Source organism: Chryseobacterium sp. R2ACT005 (assembly GCF_049949215.1).
GTDB lineage: Bacteria > Bacteroidota > Bacteroidia > Flavobacteriales > Weeksellaceae > Chryseobacterium.
On sequence record NZ_CP188192.1, the window covers coordinates 3385351 to 3408400 of the forward strand.

At 32.8% G+C, this 23050-nt stretch carries 16 protein-coding genes, 1 tRNA gene and 1 pseudogene; 2 read left to right on the forward strand and 16 right to left on the reverse strand.

The features are described from left to right. Positions 1 to 54: 54 nt before the first annotated feature. Complete coding sequence (locus ACPF63_RS15450; RefSeq protein WP_426480517.1) at positions 55 to 381, reverse strand: winged helix-turn-helix transcriptional regulator; 327 nt, start codon at positions 379 to 381, stop codon at positions 55 to 57. A gap of 715 nt (positions 382 to 1096) precedes the next feature. Here ACPF63_RS15450 and ACPF63_RS15455 point away from each other — a divergent pair. Further along, on the forward strand, positions 1097 to 6601 hold the full coding sequence (locus ACPF63_RS15455) for a T9SS type A sorting domain-containing protein (RefSeq protein WP_426480518.1): 5505 nt from the start codon (positions 1097 to 1099) through the stop codon (positions 6599 to 6601). Positions 6602 to 6746: 145 nt separating this feature from the next. Here the strand turns inward: ACPF63_RS15455 and ACPF63_RS15460 are convergent, their stop codons facing one another. The 5 genes from ACPF63_RS15460 to ACPF63_RS15480 form a co-directional block, all read right to left on the reverse strand. Beyond that, on the reverse strand, positions 6747 to 7169 hold the full coding sequence (locus ACPF63_RS15460) for a transposase (RefSeq protein ID WP_426480519.1): 423 nt from the start codon (positions 7167 to 7169) through the stop codon (positions 6747 to 6749). A gap of 6 nt (positions 7170 to 7175) precedes the next feature. After that, positions 7176 to 7484: an IS3 family transposase gene (locus ACPF63_RS15465; RefSeq protein ID WP_426480520.1), complete on the reverse strand. Its 309-nt coding sequence runs from the start codon at positions 7482 to 7484 to the stop codon at positions 7176 to 7178. Between the two features lie 206 nt (positions 7485 to 7690). Further along, positions 7691 to 7783, reverse strand: coding sequence for a hypothetical protein (locus ACPF63_RS15470; protein WP_426483226.1), 93 nt, complete (start codon positions 7781 to 7783; stop codon positions 7691 to 7693). Between the two features lie 344 nt (positions 7784 to 8127). After that, complete coding sequence (locus ACPF63_RS15475) at positions 8128 to 9639, reverse strand: tetratricopeptide repeat protein (protein ID WP_426480521.1); 1512 nt, start codon at positions 9637 to 9639, stop codon at positions 8128 to 8130. 319 nt (positions 9640 to 9958) lie between these two features. Further along, a complete protein-coding gene (locus ACPF63_RS15480; protein WP_426480522.1) occupies positions 9959 to 10699 on the reverse strand; it encodes a hypothetical protein in 741 nt (246 codons plus the stop codon). 377 nt (positions 10700 to 11076) lie between these two features. Between ACPF63_RS15480 and ACPF63_RS15485 the strand changes: the two are divergent. After that, a pseudogene (locus ACPF63_RS15485) lies at positions 11077 to 12187 on the forward strand (IS3 family transposase). A 132-nt stretch (positions 12188 to 12319) separates the two neighbouring features. Here ACPF63_RS15485 and ACPF63_RS15490 read toward each other — a convergent pair. From ACPF63_RS15490 to ACPF63_RS15535, 10 genes are all read right to left on the reverse strand, one after another. Next, positions 12320 to 12393: transfer RNA gene (locus ACPF63_RS15490), tRNA-Asp, on the reverse strand. Between the two features lie 396 nt (positions 12394 to 12789). Further along, a complete protein-coding gene (locus ACPF63_RS15495; RefSeq protein ID WP_426480523.1) occupies positions 12790 to 13977 on the reverse strand; it encodes a glycosyltransferase family 4 protein in 1188 nt (395 codons plus the stop codon). Beyond that, positions 13977 to 15110: a glycosyltransferase gene (locus tag ACPF63_RS15500; RefSeq protein ID WP_079240790.1), complete on the reverse strand. Its 1134-nt coding sequence runs from the start codon at positions 15108 to 15110 to the stop codon at positions 13977 to 13979. The genes ACPF63_RS15495 and ACPF63_RS15500 overlap by 1 nt, the downstream gene beginning before the upstream one ends. Further along, positions 15110 to 16210 carry a hypothetical protein gene (locus ACPF63_RS15505; protein ID WP_426480524.1) on the reverse strand — a complete coding sequence of 367 codons (1101 nt, stop codon included), beginning with the start codon at positions 16208 to 16210 and terminating at the stop codon, positions 15110 to 15112. Before ACPF63_RS15505 ends, ACPF63_RS15500 begins: the two co-directional genes overlap by 1 nt. Further along, the gene (locus ACPF63_RS15510) at positions 16194 to 17111 is read right to left on the reverse strand and encodes a glycosyltransferase (protein ID WP_426480525.1); all 918 of its coding nucleotides are present in this window, start codon (positions 17109 to 17111) and stop codon (positions 16194 to 16196) included. Before ACPF63_RS15510 ends, ACPF63_RS15505 begins: the two co-directional genes overlap by 17 nt. Then, the gene (locus tag ACPF63_RS15515; RefSeq protein WP_426480526.1) at positions 17101 to 18303 is read right to left on the reverse strand and encodes an O-antigen ligase family protein; all 1203 of its coding nucleotides are present in this window, start codon (positions 18301 to 18303) and stop codon (positions 17101 to 17103) included. The genes ACPF63_RS15510 and ACPF63_RS15515 overlap by 11 nt, the downstream gene beginning before the upstream one ends. Then, positions 18300 to 19286: a glycosyltransferase gene (locus tag ACPF63_RS15520; protein WP_426480527.1), complete on the reverse strand. Its 987-nt coding sequence runs from the start codon at positions 19284 to 19286 to the stop codon at positions 18300 to 18302. Before ACPF63_RS15520 ends, ACPF63_RS15515 begins: the two co-directional genes overlap by 4 nt. Continuing rightward, entirely contained in the window at positions 19279 to 20343 is a 1065-nt protein-coding gene (locus ACPF63_RS15525; protein WP_426480528.1) for a polysaccharide pyruvyl transferase family protein, read from the reverse strand. The genes ACPF63_RS15520 and ACPF63_RS15525 overlap by 8 nt, the downstream gene beginning before the upstream one ends. Continuing rightward, positions 20330 to 21865, reverse strand: coding sequence for an oligosaccharide flippase family protein (locus tag ACPF63_RS15530; protein ID WP_426480529.1), 1536 nt, complete (start codon positions 21863 to 21865; stop codon positions 20330 to 20332). The genes ACPF63_RS15525 and ACPF63_RS15530 overlap by 14 nt, the downstream gene beginning before the upstream one ends. An 11-nt stretch (positions 21866 to 21876) precedes the next feature. Then, positions 21877 to 23043: a nucleotide sugar dehydrogenase gene (locus ACPF63_RS15535; RefSeq protein WP_426480530.1), complete on the reverse strand. Its 1167-nt coding sequence runs from the start codon at positions 23041 to 23043 to the stop codon at positions 21877 to 21879. Positions 23044 to 23050: the final 7 nt, after the last annotated feature.

The following is a 23050-nucleotide window of genomic DNA, read 5'->3' on the forward strand; positions in this document are numbered from 1 at the left end:
CCGGCTTTTTGATTTACGATCAGCTCTACCTGAAGGTAAAATAATTTTTCACTTTTATACCAGACCTTCCAACTGTTGAAAAATGGGGATTAATGCTTTTCCTTTTTTAGTAAGATTATATTCTACATGCAAAGGTTTTTGCCTGACAACCACTCTCTCCAATAAATCCATTTCTTCCAGCTCTCTTAATGCAATGGATAGTGATTGTTTATTAGATCCTTCAATCTCACGCAATAAACTGCTAAAACGTAAAGTTGACTTAATTGCCAAACTCAATATTTCCGGTTTCAATTTCCCTGAAATGGATTTTAAAAGCTTTTGAACAGGGCATATTTCTCTACCCTCAGCTGAGGTCATATTAGTCAGATTTTTTTGACTCATTGTGTGTTTTTTTTAATATCGTATATTTGCAAAAATAATGGTTATTAACAAATTAATGCAGTTTTACGCTCATATTTATTTAAAACATTATAAAAAGCGCAAAAAAATCAATAGAAAACTCTCATTAATACAATATTTATTTTATGATATTTTCTTTCTGTTTATCCTGATTGTAAGTTGACATAACTGTATAATTGATTATCCATTATTTTTATAAAAACTAAAAAACTAAAAACACAAACATGAGAAAAAGACTGTTAATCCCAAGCCGGGCTGCTTATACTCTATTATCAGCCTATTACCCATTACAAGATAACACGACCCCAACAAATCTGTCATGATCATTTAGATCAAAAAACTGCAATGATGTAATAATTTACCATCTAATCTGGGGTACCTTATTGTGATTTTGTAATAAAAAACGGTTGTAATAAATAATCGGTTCTACATGTCTGCTATTCATTATATACTTCTTCTAAATCTATAATTCGGAACCTACAAATACCATAGAATTTGAATACGGTTCATAACATAAATCAGATAAATCCTAAAAAACATGCATATGAGAAAAAAACTTCCTTATCAATCTGGGCTGTATTACGCTCAGTTGTATCCGTCAAACTCACCACCTAATTGTCACCGGTTAACATTTAAAATATGGCTAACAGACCTATTGGTTCTCAAGAATTATTGAACATATGAAAAAAATTAAATAATGAAAAAAAAACTACTGAAGATTTTTATCTTTCTATTCTTTACTTCATGGTTTACAGGCTTTGCTCAAAGTAATGTTTGCTTTAAGCGTTTACATGGAGGCTTTGCTGAAATCATGATTCCCGTAAACCAGTGGAATGGAAATAACGTAACATTAACAGCTCATGGTATTGCAGGAGGACTGGCATTATCACCTGTTACATTAAATACAGTGGACTTACCTAAAGTAACCTCTGCAAATGGCACACAGTATTATTATATTAAACGTACGGCAGCTGCTCCTACTGAAGATCTTGTTTTCGAAGTAAGCAGTCAGTCAGATGCCGCCATATCCTATACCTTACCAGCATTACCACAAGATCAATGGAATACCGCCGGGACGGCTGATGTATGTGGAGTTTCTAAAGCTGATGTATGCTTCAACCGTCTTCATGGAGGCTTTGCTGAAATATTAATTCCCGTAAACCAGTGGAATGGAAATAGTGTGACATTAACAGCCTATGGTATTGCAGGAGGATTGGCATTATCACCTGTTACATTAAATACAGTGGATTTACCTAAAGTAACCTCTGCAAATGGCACACAGTATTATTATATTAAACGTACGGCAGCTGCTCCTACTGAAGATCTTGTTTTCGAAGTAAGCAGTCAGTCAGATGCCGCCATATCCTATACCTTACCAGCATTACCACAAGATCAATGGAATACCGCCGGGACGGCTGATGTATGTGGAGTTCCTAAAGCTGATGTTTGTTTCAGCCGTCTACATGGCGGGTTTGCTGAAATCTTAATTCCTGTAAATCAATGGAATGGAAACACTGTAACAGTAAAAGCTTTTGGTTACGGAGGAGGGACGGCGTTATCTCCTGTTACATTAAATACAGTGGATTTACCTAAAGTAACCTCTGCAAATGGCACACAGTATTATTATATTAAACGTACGGCAGCTGCTCCTACTGAAGATCTTGTTTTTGAAGTGAGCAGTCAATCAGATGCCGCAGTATCTTATACCTTGCCGGCAATTCCACAAAATCAATGGAATACCGCCGGGACAGCAGATGTGTGTGGAGTTCCTAAAGCTGATGTTTGTTTCAGCCGTCTACATGGCGGGTTTGCTGAAATCTTAATTCCTGTAAATCAATGGAATGGAAACACTGTAACAGTAAAAGCTTTTGGTTACGGAGGAGGCACGGCTTTATCTCCTGTTACATTAAATACAGTGGATTTGCCTAAAGTAACCTCTGCAAACGGTACACAGTACTATTATATCAAACAAACGGCTGCATATCCTACAGAGGATCTTGTTTTTGAAGTGAGCAGTCCATCAGATGCTGCAGTATCTTATACCTTGCCGGCAATTCCACAAGATCAATGGAATACCGCTGGTACATCAGATGTATGTGGAGTTCCCAAAGCAGACGTTTGTTTCAATCGTCAACATGGTGGTTTTGCAGAAATTCTGATTCCTGTAAATCAATGGAATGGAAACACTGTAACAGTAAAAGCTTTTGGTTACGGAGGAGGGACGGCTTTATCTCCGATTACTTTAAATACAGCTAGTCTGCCAAAGGTTACATCCGCAAACGGCACACAGTATTATTACATCAAACAAACTGCAGCCTATCCTTTCGAAGACCTAGTTTTTGAAGTGAGCAGCCCATCAGATGCTGCAGTATCTTATACCTTGCCGGTATTGCCACAAAGTGAATGGAATAATTTTACACTTCAAAATGCCTGTATAAATAAAGCAAGCGGAGTATGTATCAACCGTAACGGGCAAACTTATACCATTTATATTCCTAAGAATAACTGGAACGGAACGGACGTCTGGGTAAAATTATACTATCCAAATGGAGGAGTATTGTACAGTCAGACATTTACAAATCCTGCCACTGAAATTTATAGTGGTTTCTTATGTTATAAATTAACTGTTAATTATAATGCTTATACTAATGAAAATATAATTGCCGAAGTTTCCAGCCAAAGCAATGCTGCATTATACATGCTGTTAAACCCTGTACAACAGTTATGCAATGGCAATGCCTGCCCAAATCCTGTAATCCCTGCATTTACACAGATTGCAGCTATAAATCAAGGTGGGGTATTTAATTTACCGATTGCTTCAAATGAAGGAATTACCGGTACATGGGCACCTGCTCCAAACAATCAGACAACAACTACTTACACCTTTACTCCGGCGCCAGGACAGTGCGCAGGAAATGCAACACTAACAGTTGAAGTAAAATCACTGGACTGGACTAAGGCTCCCAACAGTTATATTTTCACAGGCAAAGATAAGGAAGGCAATAACGTAGACGGATTGTATATTCCTGTAAAAAAAGCCTACGAAATGTGGAGAAACGGGAATTATATGAAAGGGGTTGACATACCTTCAGGAACCGTAACCGCTGATGTATTGTGGGAAGATAATATGGGATTGATAAAATCTAAAGAAAATTATACTTTGGATATTATAGGCTCAGGGGAAGATGCAAAAATAAAGGTACCTGTTAATAAAGTAAAAGAAGGAAATGCATTGGTTGCTTTTAAGGTAAATGGAGAAGTATTCTGGTCATGGCACGTTTGGGTAACGGATGACCCAACAAATGGTACTACCTATAAAAGCTATGATGATGTAAAAAGACAATTAAGCGACGGAACCGTAGAAACTATTCCTAATGCTGAGTGGGGTTGGATGGACAGAAATCTTGGTGCAATTGGAAGTTCTCTTAATGGGGAAGGTTGGAACAGAAACGGAGGGCTTATGTACCAATGGGGAAGAAAAGACCCTTTTCCACCATTGACAAATAGAGATGCCAGTTTTTATCAGGTAACAGGAAGTGTAGGTAAAATTATTTATAATGAAGCAGTACCAAGATTTAATTTTCCAAACTCTTTTAATTATAAAAATTTTAATGATTTAAGGCTCTTTATCAATAAATCAACAGCAAACATAACAGACAATATTAGGACGTCTGTAAAAAATCCTTTAAGCTTACTATATGTCAACGATGACGGTACTGCTAATCCTTCTATATATGGCACTGCTAGTAATGTACCATACTATTACAATTGGTTTGGACAGGTACCAGGACTGCAAACTAGTGATTTAAGTAAGGTTAATTTATGGTCTGATAACTCTTTGGGAGTGCAGGCAACAACAGATATTTCAGTTCCACAGCCCTATAGAAATAAATCTTCTTATGACCCTTGTCCTAATGGATGGAGATTACCTTCATTGTTGGTAGCATCATCATCAAAAAGTATGAGAATAGATTTTACTCCTTTTGGAACCAAAATAAATAGCCCCTTATCTGCATTGAATACATATCAGATTCCTCCCGGATTATCAAATCTTAAAACTTATCTTACAGGCATAAAGATATATCCTCAATACGGTTTTGATATGTCGAATGTAGGAGGAAACAATATTGGAATATTCCCAGGAACAGGATGGATAGGAAATGGTATTAGTACAGATACCAGATATCACGGAAAACCTGAATTTACTGATCAGCTTGAAACATATCTATGGACATCCACAATGACTAGTTTCGGTGGTTATTCATCAATAGCAAGTGCATTAAGATTAATTCCATCTTCTGACCAAATTGTAAATAATTACAGGCCAGATCCTACGAACTACCCTAATGTTTATGGTTTTTATAATTATAGACCAGCTGAAGACTATCCTACAAACAATGCACATGCTTGCCGATGTATTAAAGATCCGTTATTTGTAAAAAATAACTACAACTTTGAAACTACTTTCTTTAGTGAAACTGAAACTTACAAAACAGGACTAGATAATCCTAATACTTATATGGTTACAAGATCAACTGCTGATCAGACTGTTTCAATACCAGTAAGTAAAGCTTTCTCTGTGCAAAGTAATTATTTAGGTAATACCCAAATCTTGAATACAACAAGCTTCAACGACTTAAAAGCGAATATCCTTTGGACAGATAATCCGGCCTTGGTAACACGATTAACTGTAAATAATCCTTCTTCCAAAGATGCGATTATCGATGTGAAAGTAAATGCTAACCAATCTGGAAATGCTGTTGTTACTTTACATAATGGTTCAATCAGCAACCCTGTGTACTGGAGCTGGCATATCTGGGTAACCAATACACCTGTTAATTCTCTTACCCATGTCAATGATGACCCTATCATAACTGATAATTATATGAATTATACGCAGCAGGGAACGATCATGAAAACAACAATTCAGGATAGAAATCTAGGAGCTATTGATGTAATGCCGGCACTTTATACGCAGTCAGCAGCTGATATAGCACAGTTAAATAATTCTCAGGGATTACATTATCAATGGGGAAGAAAAGATCCTCTACCTACATTCACTAATATAGCTCCTAATAATACTAAATTTAATGTATTTTCAGGGACTACTAATAATGGGGTTGTAACATATTCTACTTTAACTGAAACTATATATAATTCAACTAATGTAGTGGATTACAACACCTACAAAAGCAGTATTAACACAGTTGATAAAATAGATGTAAGAATAGAAAAACTACTTGGATATTCTGTAGCAAACCCATTAAAATTCATGAAACCAACTGTTGCTTATCCAACTCGCTCTGATGTAACATATATTCTAGGTTCAGATTGGTTGTTTGATACAAATTATCATGGATTATATGATGAAAGATGGGGCTTAGGTGCTAAAAAATCTGTATTCGACCCTTGTCCAGATGGCTGGAGAATTCCTGAAACCGGTACAACTCCTATAAAATCATCTCCTTGGAGCTTAAAAAATAATCCTGAATTTTTTACAAGTGGAGGACGTGATGGTAAGCCTGTTGACCTTACTGAAGAAGGCTATTACGGGGCCGTTATTACTCATTATCCAGCAGGGATTATCAATCCCTATGGCAATACCGTAGGATTTAAATTTGAAAACAGCCTATATAACGTAGGATACTATCCCAAAGGTTATATGAGAGGTAAGAGATCTGTCCTCAATGCAGGTCAACTAAGTGGTACTATTGATGCATTATCAGCAAGTGGAATCTGGTATGCAAACTTACACCAAAACCTTACTGGAAGAGGTACATTTATGAGTCTGGACAGGTTTAACAGAATTCTTGTGAAATATACAGACGCAGATCCTTATGTAGGCATGAACTGCAGATGTGTGAAACAAGAAGATAATGGTACTCCGAGAGGTCCGCTGCCAGGTATTCCTGTAACACCAAACACAGGCTTTCAGGCCAGAACTGCTTTCAGTAAAACGGTTATCGAGGAAAAAGTAAAAGACAATAAGCTTGTTCTATATCCTAATCCTGTAAAAGATATCCTGTATATTGAAGCTAAAGACAATAAGGACTATTATTATCAGATTTATAATATGTCCGGACAGTTGATGAAAGAAGGTAAATTTATCAATAAACAAACAGATGTTACTTCATTATTAACCGGAGCTTATCTGGTAAGAATCAACAATTCTGAAACTATTGTAAAAATTATTAAAAAGTAAATTATAAACAATACTTTAAAGCAATGATGGCTGGAATTTCTTCCAGCCATTGTTATGTATGTTTAAATATATAAGAGTAGATATGAACTTGCAACAATTTTTGAGACAAAATTTATATACTCTTTATGCTACATTTTTAGATAGATTAGACATTAAATTTTGATACTCTTTTATGGTTAAATTCCCTAGCCTTCTCTGAGTTGTAAAATGTTTCTATATATTCAAACACAGAGTTTTTAGCATGGTCTCTAGTTTCATATTTATTTTGATAAATAAGTTCGGTTTTCAGAGTCTTGAAAAAACTCTCCGCTACAGCATTATCATAACAATTTCCTTTTCCGCTCATACTTCGGGTAATGTTTTTTTCGACTATTGAGGTAAATTCTGTGCAGGCATACTGTATCCCTCTGTCCGAATGGAAAATTAAACTATCATGATCCTGTAAAGGACGGTGAAGCCGTGCCATTTTCAAGGCAGCAATACTTGTATCCTGAGCCTTCATCGTCTCACTTAATGACCAGCCGATAACTTTTCTGTCATATAAATCAATGACCGTTGTGAGATACAACCAGCCCTAACCTGTTCGGATATAGGTAATGTCAGAGACCCAGACTTCTTTACTGCTTTTAACCTGAAAATTCTGATTCAGATAATTCTCTACAACAGGGTATCGATGAGAAGAGTTGATGGTTTTCTTAAATTTCTTCTTTACAATACTTCTCAAACCTCTTTCTCTCATCAGCTTTGCTACAAAAGAGCGAGAAGCTCTTATCCCTTTTGATTCCAGTTCCCTGACAATCTTGGGGCTCCCATGTCTGCCACGGCTCCAATGATAGATACTGAAGATCTCCGCAGATAAAACAGTTCTTCTTTCTGATCGCATAGTGGGTTTTCTTTTCTTCCAATGATAGAAACTGCTCCTGCTTACTTTTAATACCTCACACATCTTCCCGACAGGAAACACACAAGCGTGTTCTTTGATAAATTTATATCTTACCCGTCTCTCTTGGAGAAGATGCCTATCGCCTTTTTTAAGATGTCACGTTCTAACTTTGTTTCTTCTAGTTCCTTGCGAAGCCTCAGTAGCTCTTATCTTATAGGATCAGAGGAAATTTGTTTTTCTTTTGTAAGCTTACCTTCTTTGTGAAGCTTTCTCCAATTGACTAAACTTTCTTTGCAGATCCCAAATTCTTGAGCTACCGAAGATACGTTGCCCCGTTGTTCACTTAAAGATACTGCTTGATCTTAAACTCTAGACTGTAATTTTTTCTGATCTTTTTCATACTCTTAAAGTTAAAGAGTATAAGAATCCTGTCCTAACAAAGTTAGCAACTCCATTTTTTCATTTACTTATTTTTTGACATTTAAAAAATTCTGTTCCCCAATCGTTTTGAATATGCCCTATGGGGTAATCATGCATTAGCTTTTTTGGAGTCATTCAAGAATATTCTGATTTCTTTCATTTCACTTTTCTTAGTAGATTTAATCAGCAAACTTACTGTTGAGTTTTTTTATTCCTTAAATGTTCATTTATCCTGAGCTTTTATCATGTTTTTCAGCCACATTGAAAAATCTACCTCAGAAGGTATTTGTAACTTTTTCCTAAGATTGTAACGGTTATTATCTATAGTCTTTGCTGATTTAAATGTATACTCTCCAATTTCTTTGCTGGTAAAACCAAAATATATATATGCACACAGAGTAAGTTCAGAAGTTTTCATGCTTGAATTCAACGAGACCAGATTTTCGCGAAAATCTGGGTAAACTTCCTGAAAACGAGTCCAAAATTGAGGATTATTTTTTTTGGCCATCTCTATTAGCTCTAAAAAAGAATCATTTAGTTTTTGTTCAAGAACTTCTATTCTTTGTTCATTTTCGTAAATTATTTTTGATTGATCTTTTAAACAGTTGTTTTTTTTATTAAGTTCTCTTGTCTGATTGGTTCTATGAATTTTTATACCTATGTAAATAAGTATCACTACAAAAGTGAAGCTCAGCAAAATAGTAATCAGATTTTTTCTGTTTTCTTTATTTGGGTTTGAGTGATCTTCCTCTTTTAGTATTGACTTTATGGCAATCTGGATATCATTTTTATTATTACTTTGATCTACAAGGAGATCATTAGACGATTTTTCTAAATATAATTTCTCATTTCGATCATCTCCTAACAAGCCATATACCCTTGAAATTTTTTTATTTATATCTGCACTGTGTTCTTTGAATTTCTTCTTATTTTGCATCACATTGAGATAATATTGAAGTGCTTTGTGATAATCCTTTTTCTTGAAATAATAATCTCCATATAAGGCTAAAAAAGGTGATATATCAACATGATGATCAGAAATAGCCTGTACATAGGCCTTCTCCATATAGTATCTGGTAGAATCTAATTTGTTCTCACTGAATAGAATTACAGCCTTATAATAATAGATAAAAGCTTTTCTTTTATTAATTCTATTGGTTTTGATATAATCGCCATCAGAAATCGTTTCTATAGAACGAATTGACTTATTTGAATAAATATTTGCCAGATGTAAATTATTTGCATCAGTATAATGGTCAGCAATTTCCATATAAACATTAGCTAGGAATATTTTAGAATTAGGGTCATTCCGTGGAGTTAATAAGGATAGTATTTTTTCGAGTTCTCTAATTTGCTGATCTGCCAAATATAATCTTGAGTAATTTATGCATTTTAAATCCATAAATGAAGCCTTTAAAAAGGCATTTTTATTTGTGGCAGGTTCTCTCATCCCTTTTTCAATATAGAAAAAACTTTCTTCATGCCTTTTGAAGAAAACAAAGCTTCTAGCAAGATAATAGTAAGATTCAGCTTTTTTTTCAGAATTATTTATAGCTTCAGCTTTTAAGCTTGCTTTCTTAGCATAATGCATTGATTTTAGGAAATCTACATAAACATAGTAATCTGCGTTTCTCAATAAAACATCTATTTCCTTAAGCTTTTCCTGTTGAGAAAAAGCAAAAGAGGGAATAAAAAAAATAAAAAAAACAGGTATAGTTTTAAAAATTTTCATCATAAAATTGTCCACAATCCAATTTTCGGAGAATAATAATTTAAATATTCTTTCTTTGTATTTTATTAATAATAAAAAATTTTAAAATTTTTCTTAAACAAATATATTTATTTAAAAAAAATTTTAAAATTTTTCTTAAACAAATATATTTATTTAAGAATTATTGTATAAATATTGTATCGCTTTATTAATTATTTTTAACTGCACCCATTAGGATAAAATTAATAATTTGTGGTAGTACTAATTTCCTCTCCACTTTTATAGATGTGAAGAGGAATTATCAAAATATCGGTAAAAGATTTTATTTTACTAGAATGGCTTACTATGGTAGTGGTGAAGATGTTGCAGCTCCTATACCAGAACTATTAACCATACCAGTTTGGCTAGCAATATTGATAACTTGATTCTTGTTAATAACCAATAAATCAAATGTCCAATAATAATCAGTACCATTGACACCAGGTGCTGCATTCACATAATCAGCGTTTAAACGCCAGGTACCAGATTCGTCAAAAGTTCCTATATTAAGAAAAGGGGTAGCAGAATCTGTAGCACTAAGACCAGCAACATTATTAATTATATACGAGGCACCGGATCCCTTTTGAAACTGGGCCGACGTTACAATTACAACATACTTGTTTGAAGGAATCTTGGTATCGAAATTAGATACCCAATCTTGATGTGGTGCTGTTGATACTACATACCTTAGTATATTAAAAGGTTTTTCTGCATCTGAAGCTCCTCTTGAAATGGTTTGATTTACAGTGTCCCACACTAAAGGAATAGAAGTGGTAGAATTATAATTTCCAAGTTCTGATAGTTTAATTTTTCCTATAACATCTAAAGCTTCAGTTGGGTTTGTTTTACCAATACCCACTTTTCCTGTTGAGGTAACTGTAAAATCATTCAATTGTTGCGCTGCGCTTGGTGCTCCTGTTGAGGGGTTGTCTTTAGCGCCATCAACATTAAAAATTCCTTGTGGGTTTGCTGTATTTATACCAACTTGGGAATAAGCAAATGATGAGAGAAGAATCATGCTCAGATGTAAAATGTTTTTTTTCATAAAGTTTAATTTAAACGATCTTAAGGGAATCATATTGATCACCATACTAAAGTTAACCGTTGTGTTATTTATTTGTGCTTTTAGAATACTTAGCAAAACTATTTCTAAATAATTTTTGATGAAAAAAAAATACTACCCAAGTAACTCACTTTTTTTATAATTAATTGAATTATAATAAATTAATTAAAAAAAAAAAAAAAACAATAATATAAGAGCAGCTGGAATTAATTTTCTGTATTTTTACTAATATACCTTGAATAATTGATTAATAAATCTATACAAATCCCAATATGAATATGACCTTCTCCCAAAAAACCCTACCATTTAAAAGTAGAGATTTTCGATAAAATTATAACTTAAAAAAAAAAGAAAATCTTATGAAAAAGAGCAAATTCACGGAGAGCCAGATAGTCTTCGCCTTAAAGCAATCTGAGACAGGGTCAAGGTTGAGGAGATTTGTCGTAAAATGGGCATCAGCGAGGCCACTTACTACAATTGGAAGAAGAAATACGGTGGATTGGGTATTTCTGAGCTTCGCAGATTACGGCAGTTGGAAGAAGAAAACAACCAGCTTAAGAAACTGGTTGCCGATTTAAGTTTGGATAAGCAAATTCTACAGGATGTTTTGAAAAAAAAGTTTTGAAGCCAGCTCAAAAACGAGGGTTGGCTACTGAAATACACGATAATTACAAAGTATCTTTAAGAAGAAGCTGCGATTTGGTAATTCTTCAACGAACGGTTTATTACTATCAATCTCATCGTAGGGATGATACTGCCCTTAGAATGCGACTGGTGGAACTTTCACAAATCCGTATCCGTTATGGCATTCAACGCTTGCAGGTTCTTCTCAGGCGTGAGGGTTGGAAAGATAATCACAAACGGGTATATCGGATTTATTGTGAAGAAGGTTTGAATCTGCGTAGAAAGAAGAACAAGAGAATAAAATCCGCAAGAAACAGAAAACCTACAGATGGTACATCCTCCAGTTTACATGAGTGCTGGAGTATGGATTTCATGAGTGATGCCCTGTTTGATGGAAAGAGATTCAGGCTTCTGACTTTAGTTGATAATTATCGTCGAAAATGTTTGGCAATTCAGGCGGGAACTTCCATTAAAGGTGAAACGGTTACGGAAATATTAAAAAATATTACCTTTGAAGAGCAGACTGTTCCTAAGCGTATCAAAATAGATAACGGACCGGAATTTATCAGCAAGGCATTGGATAAATGGGCCTACGAAAAGAATGTGGAACTGGATTTTTCCAGACCAGGGAAGCCTACTGACAATGCATTTATAGAGAGCTTTAACGGTTCATTGAGAGATGAATGCCTAAGCGTAAACTGGTTTTTATCACTTCAGGATGCACAGGAAAAATTAAATACATGGAAAGAGGATTATAATGATTACAGACCGCATAGCTCATTAGGAAATCTAACCCCAAATGAGTTCATCGAAAGGCAATCAAAAAAGCAAATTTCTCTATTTTAGATTGGTAATATTAACGGGGAGAGGTCAAAAAACAGGAAAGTCTACCTTTTAGCTCCATTTGGAACAGGCACAAAAAAAATACTGTAAAACATCTATTTTACAGCATTTTGTACTATTTTAATTTAATAGTTGCGATCCGGACGGGACTCGAACCCGCGACCTCCGCCGTGACAGGGCGGCATTCTAACCAGCTGAACTACCGGATCAATTTTTTTAAGGTAAATTGACAAAACTTTTACAATCCAGACAGAGCTTCTGATTTTCAGAAAAGTTCTATCCATCTGCTTTAAGATACTCTCCTATTTAGTAAATGATCATATAAATCACTTTCGTAAACAATCTAAGAGCATTTGTTTTTAACTGGTGCAAATATATAGCTTTTTTTAGTTTTTCCAAAGAAACCTATTCCTTTTCTTTTAAAGCTTATTGTAAAATACACATTTTCAAATATAAAAATTTCGGATATAACTACTCTAAGTAACTTTTTAACAGATTATACTTAGAACATATAAGAAAGTCGATTATAAAACACACACAAAATCAACATTCTTATTATTATTTCAGATATATTTTCTGTATATAAGATCTATTCTCTCTCTTGATCATTTATTTTGTTCGATAACTTCAACAAATTTTTTGCACAAAATAGACTTGTCATAAACTGTTTCAGCTAATTTCCTTGCATTCTGTCCCATTTCCTTTACCAATTCAGGATTGTCTTTCAGATAGAGTACTTTTTGTACAAGCTCTTCAGGACGGTTTGGATTTACATAATATCCGCAATGGTATTTTTCGGCTATATCTTTCGTCCATCCTGCAGAGTTTACAATAATTGGTTTTCCTGCAGACAACGAATCGAAAAGCTTGTTTGGAGAGTTGGTATACAAAATCGGGATATCCAAAAAGGAAATCATCGAAACATCCGAAAAATTGACAATCTCGGATACGTCAGTCATAGGGAACTTTCCGAGAAATTTTACATTTTTAAGATTGTTTTTTTCCACTTCGTCTATTAAATCTTTTTCAGTAGAGCCTCCTCCGACAAACAAAAATTCTATATCTTCTCTATTGCTTAATAATTTGGCGGATTCAATAATTGTCTGTGCTCCATTTGCCAACCCCAGAGACCCAAAGTGAACTATTTTAAAGGAATCTTTTTTTAACCCGAGTTTTTCCATCAGTTGATCATTTTTTCCCCTGGGCCAGAATTCGTCCATTTTAGCCATATTAGGAATCATGGATGTTTTTTCTTTTGGAATATATTTTACAACTCCTTCCTGCATACCCGGAGAAAGCGCAATAACACGGGAAGCGTTTTTATAAATCACTTTTTCCAGCAGACGTGTCGTTTTTATTGTCCAACTGTTTTTTATGGCTCCCATCTGTATTGGCACCTCCGGCCAGAGGTCTCTTACTTCAAAAACAAAAGGCTTCTTTTTAAACCACTTTAATATAAGTGCCGGAATACCTATTGTAAGAGGAGTAGATGTAGCAATCACCAAATCGATATCTTTCTGTTTCAATCCTAGCACAGATGATTTGTACATAAATTTCAAGAAAGCCTTTAACCTTCTTGAAACACTCATATTCTGGTCGTAGTCTTCTTTTATATAAACGACTTCAATACCATCAATTTCTACAATTTTAATATCCTCTGAAAATTTGGATGATGAGGTGAGCATGGTAACTTTATGCCCATTTTTAATAAGTTCTTGTGCCAGCCAGTACGATCTTGTTCCTCCTGGCTCCTGAGGAGTTACGAAATATTGGTGGATGTATAATATATTCATTATTTTTTTTCTATATATAATTGTTGATATACTTCAGCTATTCTCTTCCAGTCATGATTTTCTAACAATTGTTCAATATCAAAACTATAATGATTTCGTTTTTGGATTAACCGTTCAAGCCCTCGTTCGATAGCAGAAACAGAGGTGTCTTCCACTTTTTCTCCAATAGAATCATCATAAAAACCGTCGATCCCTTCATTTTGCGTGTACATTACCGGTAAGCCCTGCAGAAGCGCTTCTATATAGACCAGGCCAAAGGTTTCTGCTTTGGAAGGCATTGTAAAGAAGTCACTTCGTTCGTAATAGGATTTTAGAACAGGCAGACTGTCTACTTTTCCTACAAACTCAAAGGAATGATCGTTTTTAATAGAATCCAGGATTCTTTTCTCGTCATTTCCTCCTCCTCCAATCAGTGTTAATTTTATCCTATTCTGAATTTTGTGATTATGATTCTTAACAGCATTAATAAGGTTAAAGACATTTTTGCCTTTATTGAATTTCCCTATATAAAGCAACTGAATGCTTTTTTCATTCTCAACAATTTTCCTGTTCATAACCTTTGATTCTATCCAGAAAGGGTCTACACCATTTGGAATTACCATTAGTTTTTGCTGTACATCGCTCATGATATGAGACAGGCGTGAATCTTCAAGCATTCTTTTTTTATAGACTGCAGAAATGGTTATGATCTTATTTGCATTCTGAAGTATTTTTTGTCCGTAGCCTCTTTCGTGAAGAAAATACTTCAAAAACACATTAAGATCCGTATTGCGCACTGCCAATATGTATGGGATATTATATTTTTTATGAAGCTCATAGGCCACTCCGCCATCGCTATACCATGTGTGAGCATGAATAAATTTGACGGTCTTGAGGTCTACTTTTGCTTCAATGTCTTGTACTATTTTTTTAATTTTTTTCTTATACAAAACCCGATCTGCATATTTTGATAAAATATGGCTGTAGATAATCTGTGAGCGGGTACTTTTAAAATCTATTTTATTTTTCCCTATTCTGGAAGATTCTCGAAATGGATTATATACAATCTGCTCTAGCCCGTTATTATCCAGCTCCCTCACTAAATTTTTATAAACTGTAGATCCTGAGTAATCGTTTGTAATGTGAAGTATCATTATGGATAAATTGAATTAAACTGCAGCTCTAAAGAAGAGTTGTTAATTTTATTACTATAATTTGCAAGTTTTTTTTCGACTAAAGGATATAAACTTGTATCAAAATAGATAAGTTTCATCCAGCCATCCGATATTTTCCATCCTGTATTCTGCACACTTGGATCTGTAGTGCCATCTACATTATCGGCAATACTATCTCCTTTTAGAATCTTAAGCTTCAAGGTATTGCAGAGGTAACTGAAATTAAAGTCAGCCCAATTGGCATTTCCCAGTTCTTTTGCCTTTATTAAATATAATACGACATGATTTCCATGCGATACATCTTGTACGACCGGTTTATAATTCTTAATTTTCTGTAATGCCTTACAAAAAGTATCAGGATATGTACTGTTCCACGTGTAATACAAAACGCTACCTGCGCTCTTGTTTAAAACCAACGCTTTTTTCAGCTGCTGATCAAACTGATTTACAAATAAGGCATATGAATTTTTTTCAGATTCGTCATATTTCATGAGATAGAGTGCAACAACAGCCCAGTTTGCTCCTGTATGAAGCCTTTGATGAAACAATAATGAATAATCTCCATATTGGCTGAAGCTTCTGGCTTTCCATTTATCGAAGGAGTATTTTAAACCACTTTCTATCGCCGGTTGATAATTCGTATATAATTTATTCTTGGCTAGAATATCCAAAAACTCACCGATGTATCTGAAAAAATATCCCTCTGAAATTAAATGTTCCTGCCCGTTCACTGCTGCATTCTGATTTCCTTTTGCTACATTCATCACCCAGCCATTTTTTTGGTATGAGGTATTTGAATTGGTATCAATCAGGATTGGTTTTATGACAGAAATATTAGTATCAATATATTTTTTATCTTTTGTTTTAAGATACATATTGTTATTTGCATTGATAAAATATCCTAATGCCATGAAATCGTAAGTATTTTTACTCTTCGATGACAGTTCCATTTTCTGCAAACCATAACTTTTGGATGCCTGCATATCTGCATTATACCTGCTTATTCTGTTTTGCTGAGCAAAAGAAAAGCTAAATAATAATAACGCACTAAGCTTTATAAAATCACTTAAATATTTCATAATTATTAATATTATAATTTTGAATCAGATTCTGTAACTGCTTATCATTACCTCCATCCGCCACGTTTTCCTGACTTAGCTTAAAGAGGGAATTTTTATTTTCAATGGGAATTAAGTTTGAAAAATAATTGGATTTCACGGTCTTTGTCTTATTCAACTGAGCCATCGTATTCAGCCAGACATCGTCTGCCATAAAACATAAGCTGACAAAAGCATTTTTGTTTAAAACTTCTTCACTAAAAAAGTTAGTCTTATACAAAGTTCCTCCCCCACTTGTGTGAAATAGATCAAATGCCGGTCCAAAATTTCCAAAAACTTTTTTCCAGTTGGAATATTTGCTTATTGTATTATCATCATTTCTTACGATTTTATGGGCTCTATGACAACAAATTACATCAGGAAATTTTGCATGTAAATCCATTAAGTCTTTAATGATATTTGACGGATAAAAAATATCATCATCTATTGTTATGATAACATCATTTTGATATTCCTTAAAGGCATAGTAATATTTTTTATGAGACCTTAAATCTTCATCTACAAATTTTATTTCCAATTGCTTCTTATTATAATAACCTATCAAATTATCCGGTATATCTTTTAACTCATTCGGAAACTGATCTTTTGCCAAATACAAAACAATTTTGTTTGGGAGCAGACTTTGCCGTAACATACATTCTATAACCATCCATAATTTGGATATCCTTCCTGGAAATGTTGTAAGTGACACGATAATATTTTCCGACACTTTTTCGGGTAGTACTACTTCTTTTATAGTATTTTTAAGATATATCGGGAAGACAAAATTTGAAAACTTCCTTATAGAAAATCTTGCTAAAGACTGAGCTTTAGAAATTTTTCTTAACGATGAATACTTTCTATCTATATAATCAATTAACATTTTTAGTTGTCGTTTTATAAAATGATGATATACAATAAAGACTTGCCAGCCAAATCCACATGTACGGATTATTTAAATAAACACTATTAATTGTAAATGCTAATGGCATTACTAGTAATGATCCTAATAAAATATAGTTTGGAATTTCACGCTTTTTAAAAATCTTTTTTGGATTAAAAATTTTAAATAACAATAAAAGAAATGTAAAGAATACAACAATCCCGTATTGAGAAAGTAATTCTATAAATAAATTATGGGGTACCAGGATAGGATTATTTGTCATTTTACTAGCTGTATCAGAAAAGTTTCCAGCTCCTACACCCAAAAATTTTGAGTCCACAAACATGTCGATACCCACATTAATCATTTCCTTTCTAGAATTATCTTCCAGTCCTTTTTGTTCTATTCTTGTCTTTAAATAGGAAAATGATGCATTATTCATTACATATATATACCCTGCAACAGATGCTATTATTGAAATGAATGTGTACATAATGGTTTTGCTGATTGACTTGCTGGAATAAAAAATAATATATATAATAGTAGATATTAATAAGCACAGCATAGTACCACGACTTGCATTAGTTAATACAACCCAAACAATAGCTAAAATAAAAAGGATATAAAATATTTTAAATAATTTGCTTGAAATAAATTTAAGTTTAGCTAAAATAAATGGAAATGAAATCGCCAAAAGGTGATTATACAAATTATAATTTCCAAAAGTAATAGCTGCATATTTTCTAAGAGTTCCCACACCTCCTAATACCGTATCATCTCCAAACTTTGAATTAGAAAAATGTAAATTGAAATTAATTTCTATAATTGCAATTGGAATACTTAGTAATACAAATATAACCCAGCCATTTATCAGCTTATTTAAACTTATATACTTGCTAAAATTTACTATTTCAACGAAAATGATAAAATTTATCAGCGCATATGCAAACTCTTTTAATGATTGGTCATTATTAAATGTTAAAAATAACATTGACAATACACAATACATAATAAAAGAAAAGAAAAACAATAAATACTCTTTCCCTTTAATAAGCTTTTTATTTAAATCCTGTATCAGTAATGGTAAAAATAAAATAGCAAGAAGTCTCGGTGCCTGTAGCATACCACCGTATAAACCAAATATTTGTGAAATGACTAATATTGGGGTTATATTTTTCTTTAAGTAATTCATCTATTAATCAAATTATCCAACCTTATCAGAAGGAAAATAAAATTCCAGTTCTTATAAATAAAAATCGATTGGGAAGGAAATAGTTTTCTTTTAATATATTTCACAATAAAAGAATCATACTGCCTTGTAAAAACAAAAAAGTTTTTGGTACTAATATTATTCAAGAGATCCATAATTTCATCTTTTTTCATATTACTCTTATGTAAAAAAATGAATAACAGGCTAAAATAATAGTGATGTCTATTTATTATGAACTTTTTTGGAAAAAAATCTATTATATCTTTCTTATTATAGAGTTCTAAAATTTTTAATACTGATTCTATATTTTTTATAGTTTGTTTTTTCTTCATAATTGACTCTCCCCTCTGTACATAATTTACAAAGATGTTGTCAATAACCTGCAGAACAGGATTTTTACTATATACTTGTGTATTAAATAATACATCCTCATATATTGCCCCTTTTTCAAATATAATCTGATGTTTATCTAAGAATTTTTTTGAATAGATCTGTGTCCACGCCTGAATACCATAGTTATTATATTTTAACAACAAATCGTGACCATTGATTTTTTCTTCATTTTCAAATTTTTCAAATTTGACAATTTTATTTTCATAAATTTCCTGATAATTAAATAATAAAATATCTGTTTCTGTATTAATTTTTTTTAAAAAGACGTCAATACTTTCACTTTCAATATAATCATCTCCATCCACAAACCAAATATATTCCCCTTTCGCTATTTTATATCCCGCATTTCTGGCATCAGAAAGCCCTCCGTTTTCTTTTTCCAGGACGACAATTCTTTTATCTACATTTTTATATTTATTACAAATACTGATACTATTATCTGGAGAGCCATCAATTACCAGGATCAATTCAAAATTAGCAGAAGTATTTTGCACTATACTGGCAATGCATTTTTCTATATAATTTTCAACATTATATATTGGGACAATAATTGATAAAAAAACATCATTCATTTATATTCTCTATTAATGGTAGGTAAAACTTCCTTATCTCCTGAGGATTATATTTTTCATAGTTATCATTACTTAATAACTCATCTATTGCTTTGTTTGCTTCATCTATATTTTTAACAAACTTTATATATTTTAAATACTTAATCCAATTATAAGTTCCTATAACTTTTTGATTATAATTTGAAAAAACGACGCACGGTGTTCCTGTAATGATGCAAAGAACCATTCCGTGTAATCTATCAGTGACAACTATTTTTGCCTTAGAAAATTGTAATAACTTATTAGTCAATACTTTTTTTCTCACTGACTCTATATCTAAATCTGTTATTTTATCACAATGCATATCAGATTTAATTATTTTGTCAAATTTTCCTTCTAAAATTTGGGTAATTTTATCTTTATCGTTTGCTGTTAGTATTGATTCCTGATCATTTCTGATTACTTCTAATGCGTACTCTCTTTCATTTTCAAAACTATATTCAGTGTATAGAACAATATCGGGTGTCAGAATTATTTTATTTTTTGGAAAATATTTTTGCATTAATTCAAATGACTTTTCTTCCCTTGCGGTCAAAATCAAATTTTTATGTGTTTCAAAAATATCCTGTGTTCTTTTTAATTCAGATTCACCAATCTGATCATTGGAATAATAGATTGTTTGCGGAAACAGTATAGTTTTATTTTCAGGAAAGTTTTGAATTACCATTCTTCTTAAATTTTCTTCCCTCATATATTCATTTCCAAAATTACCCCCGCCATGAATGAATATTAAATCATCAGGATGAATAGTATGTCTGTACTTTTCAATAAAATACTTCATCTGAGACTGATTGATCTCAAAAATATGATGCCCGGGTAAGTTTTCCTGAAAAAATTTTAGCTGTCCTTCAGCAATAGCATGATCTCCAATATTAGTATGGGTAGGAGTCTGAAATAAAAATAACCGCTTTGATCTGCAATTAGTAATCTCATCAGCAATTTTATCTACTCTGGCATTATTATTTATGTTATTAATAATTGAATTTGCTTTATTTTTTATTCTGTTAAATAAATCCATATTTATTTCCTATTTTTTTAATGATTTTTTTCTTAACCTGTAAATACTCTTCCCGCTTAATGCCAATAAGAATAATTAATACAAACAAAATAATCTCAGCACCAATAGTTGAAGATATTGCAAAAAAATAACTGTTAAAATGTACTTTTTTTATGAGCCATACCAGAATAAAACAAGAGAAAATAACCAGGAAGGTCTGTTTTAAATAAAGTAGTACATCTGGCAAATCATATTTCAGTTTATGATTAACATAAAGAAAACGAAACACAAAGGTGCATAAATTCAAAATAACGTTTAAACTCATAATATATACAGGAGAAAAACCTAATTTTAAGAATATATATGCCAGTGGGAGATTTAATAATAATATTAATGAAACACCCAACTGATAATTTCTAATATTTCCAATGGCATTAGCAGACATCCAAAATGGCCCAACTATAGCATTAATAATAGAGCCTATAATAACGATCTGAGTGAAACTTACAAGATATTGCGGTAAATTGACACCCAGCCATAATTTTAAAATAAATTCTGTATGTAATAAAATCGGTATTGATAAAACTAAAAATAGAAATACTGAATATTTTGAAGTATTCAATACTAATTTTTTATGTGTTTCTAAATCTTTTGATGCATAACTCTGTGTAATTTGTGGATTAAATGCTACCTGCATATTGGAAACAAAACTATACAAAACACTGTTGACCTGATTCGCAATACCTAAGGCTGCATTCACTGTAACACCGATGAATATATTCATAATCATATTCAATCCTTGTGTTGAGCTTAAAACGGCCACTTGTCCAAATAAGCTCCAGCCAGAAAAAGATAATAACTCTCTGAATAGTTTTTTGTCCGAAAAATAATGGTAAGCAGTTTCTTCCTTAAAGTTCTTATAGCAATAAATTTTATAAATTATATTAACTATAAGATTAACCAGTAATAACAAAAATGAATAAACGACCAGCTGATCATATTCAACAAAAAGCGATAATAAAAATACAATAGCTAGTTTCAGTATAGTCTCTACTATCCCAAGATAGGCATAGAATGACATCCTTTCATTCGCAAGTATGGTAGCATTGAAAGGTATTCTAATGATATTAATGATTGTTGTAATAATAGAAAACTGAAATACAAAATTCGCTGCATTAAGCCGGTTGACAGGAATATTTAATTTGTAATTTAAAAACCACAATCCAATAGTCTCCGACAAAACCAATACGATAATTGAAATAATTATATGAATATTGAGACTCATACAAAAAACTCTATTAACTTTTTCTTTACTATTTGAAGCTAATTCAATATTCAAAAATCGTTGAGTAGCACTTGTCATTGCATTATTTAAAAAAGAAAATAATACAACTACACCTGCTACTAAATTATATATTCCAAAATCCTCTACACCTAACTTCTGTAAAATAATCCGTGAAGTATATAAGGAGATCCCCATATTGATGATCATCCTTATGTAGAGTAATATTGTATTTTTTGCGATCTTTTTTGTACTTGACAATTTATTTACTTTTAATCATTACCAAATAGATCCCTTGTGTACACCTTTTCCAGTACATCAGAAAGTTCCGATGCTTTACGATTAGAAATAATTACATCGCATTCTTTCTTGAAAAGTTCTAAATCTTTTACCACTTTGGAACCGAAAAAATTATCTTCCTTAAGTGCCGGTTCAAATACTTCCACTTCCACTCCTTTAGCTTTAATCCTTTTCATTACTCCCTGTATGGCAGATGCTCTGAAGTTGTCGGAGCCTGCTTTCATGATCAGACGGTAAACACCTACCTTTTTGGGTTTTTTGGCTAATACAGAGTCTGCTATAAAATCCTTACGGGTCCTGTTTGCATCTACAATTGCCTGAATAATATTATTGGGAACAGCGTTATAATTTGCCAAAAGCTGTTTGGTATCCTTAGGTAAGCAGTATCCTCCGTATCCAAAAGATGGATTATTATAGTGAGAACCAATTCTTGGGTCCAGCCCAACACCTTCTACAATCTGGCGGGTATCCAGCTCATGAATCTGCGCATAGCTGTCTAATTCGTTGAAATAAGCAACACGCAATGCTAGGTAGGTATTTGAAAACAATTTAATTGCTTCTGCTTCGGTAGGATTTGTAAATAAAACCGGAATATCCTTTTTTACAGCACCTTCTTTCAGTAATTCTGCAAAAATCCTTGCTCTCTCGCTCTGCTCCCCAACAATAATTCGGGAAGGATATAAATTATCATATAAAGCTTTGCCTTCTCTCAAAAATTCAGGAGAAAACACAATGTTATTTACATTCAGTCTGCTTTTTAACTCTGCAGTATATCCTACAGGAACTGTAGATTTAATAATAATTACAGCTTCAGAATTATATTCTGCAATTTCCTTTATTACATTTTCAACACTGCTTGTGTCGAAGTAGTTAGTAGTAGGGTCATAATCTGTTGGAGTGGCAACAATAATATATTCGGCTTTATCATAAGCCTCTTTTTTATCTAAAGTAGCTTTGAAATTAAGTGGTTTCGTGCTTAGAAAAGTACTGATCTCTTCATCTTCAATAGGAGATTTTTTAGAATTAAGCAATTTTACTCTTTCCTGAATAATATCTAAAGCTATAACTTCATTTTTTTGGGCCAATAAGACGGCATTAGACAAACCTACATATCCTGTTCCTACTACTGCTATTTTCATTTTCTAA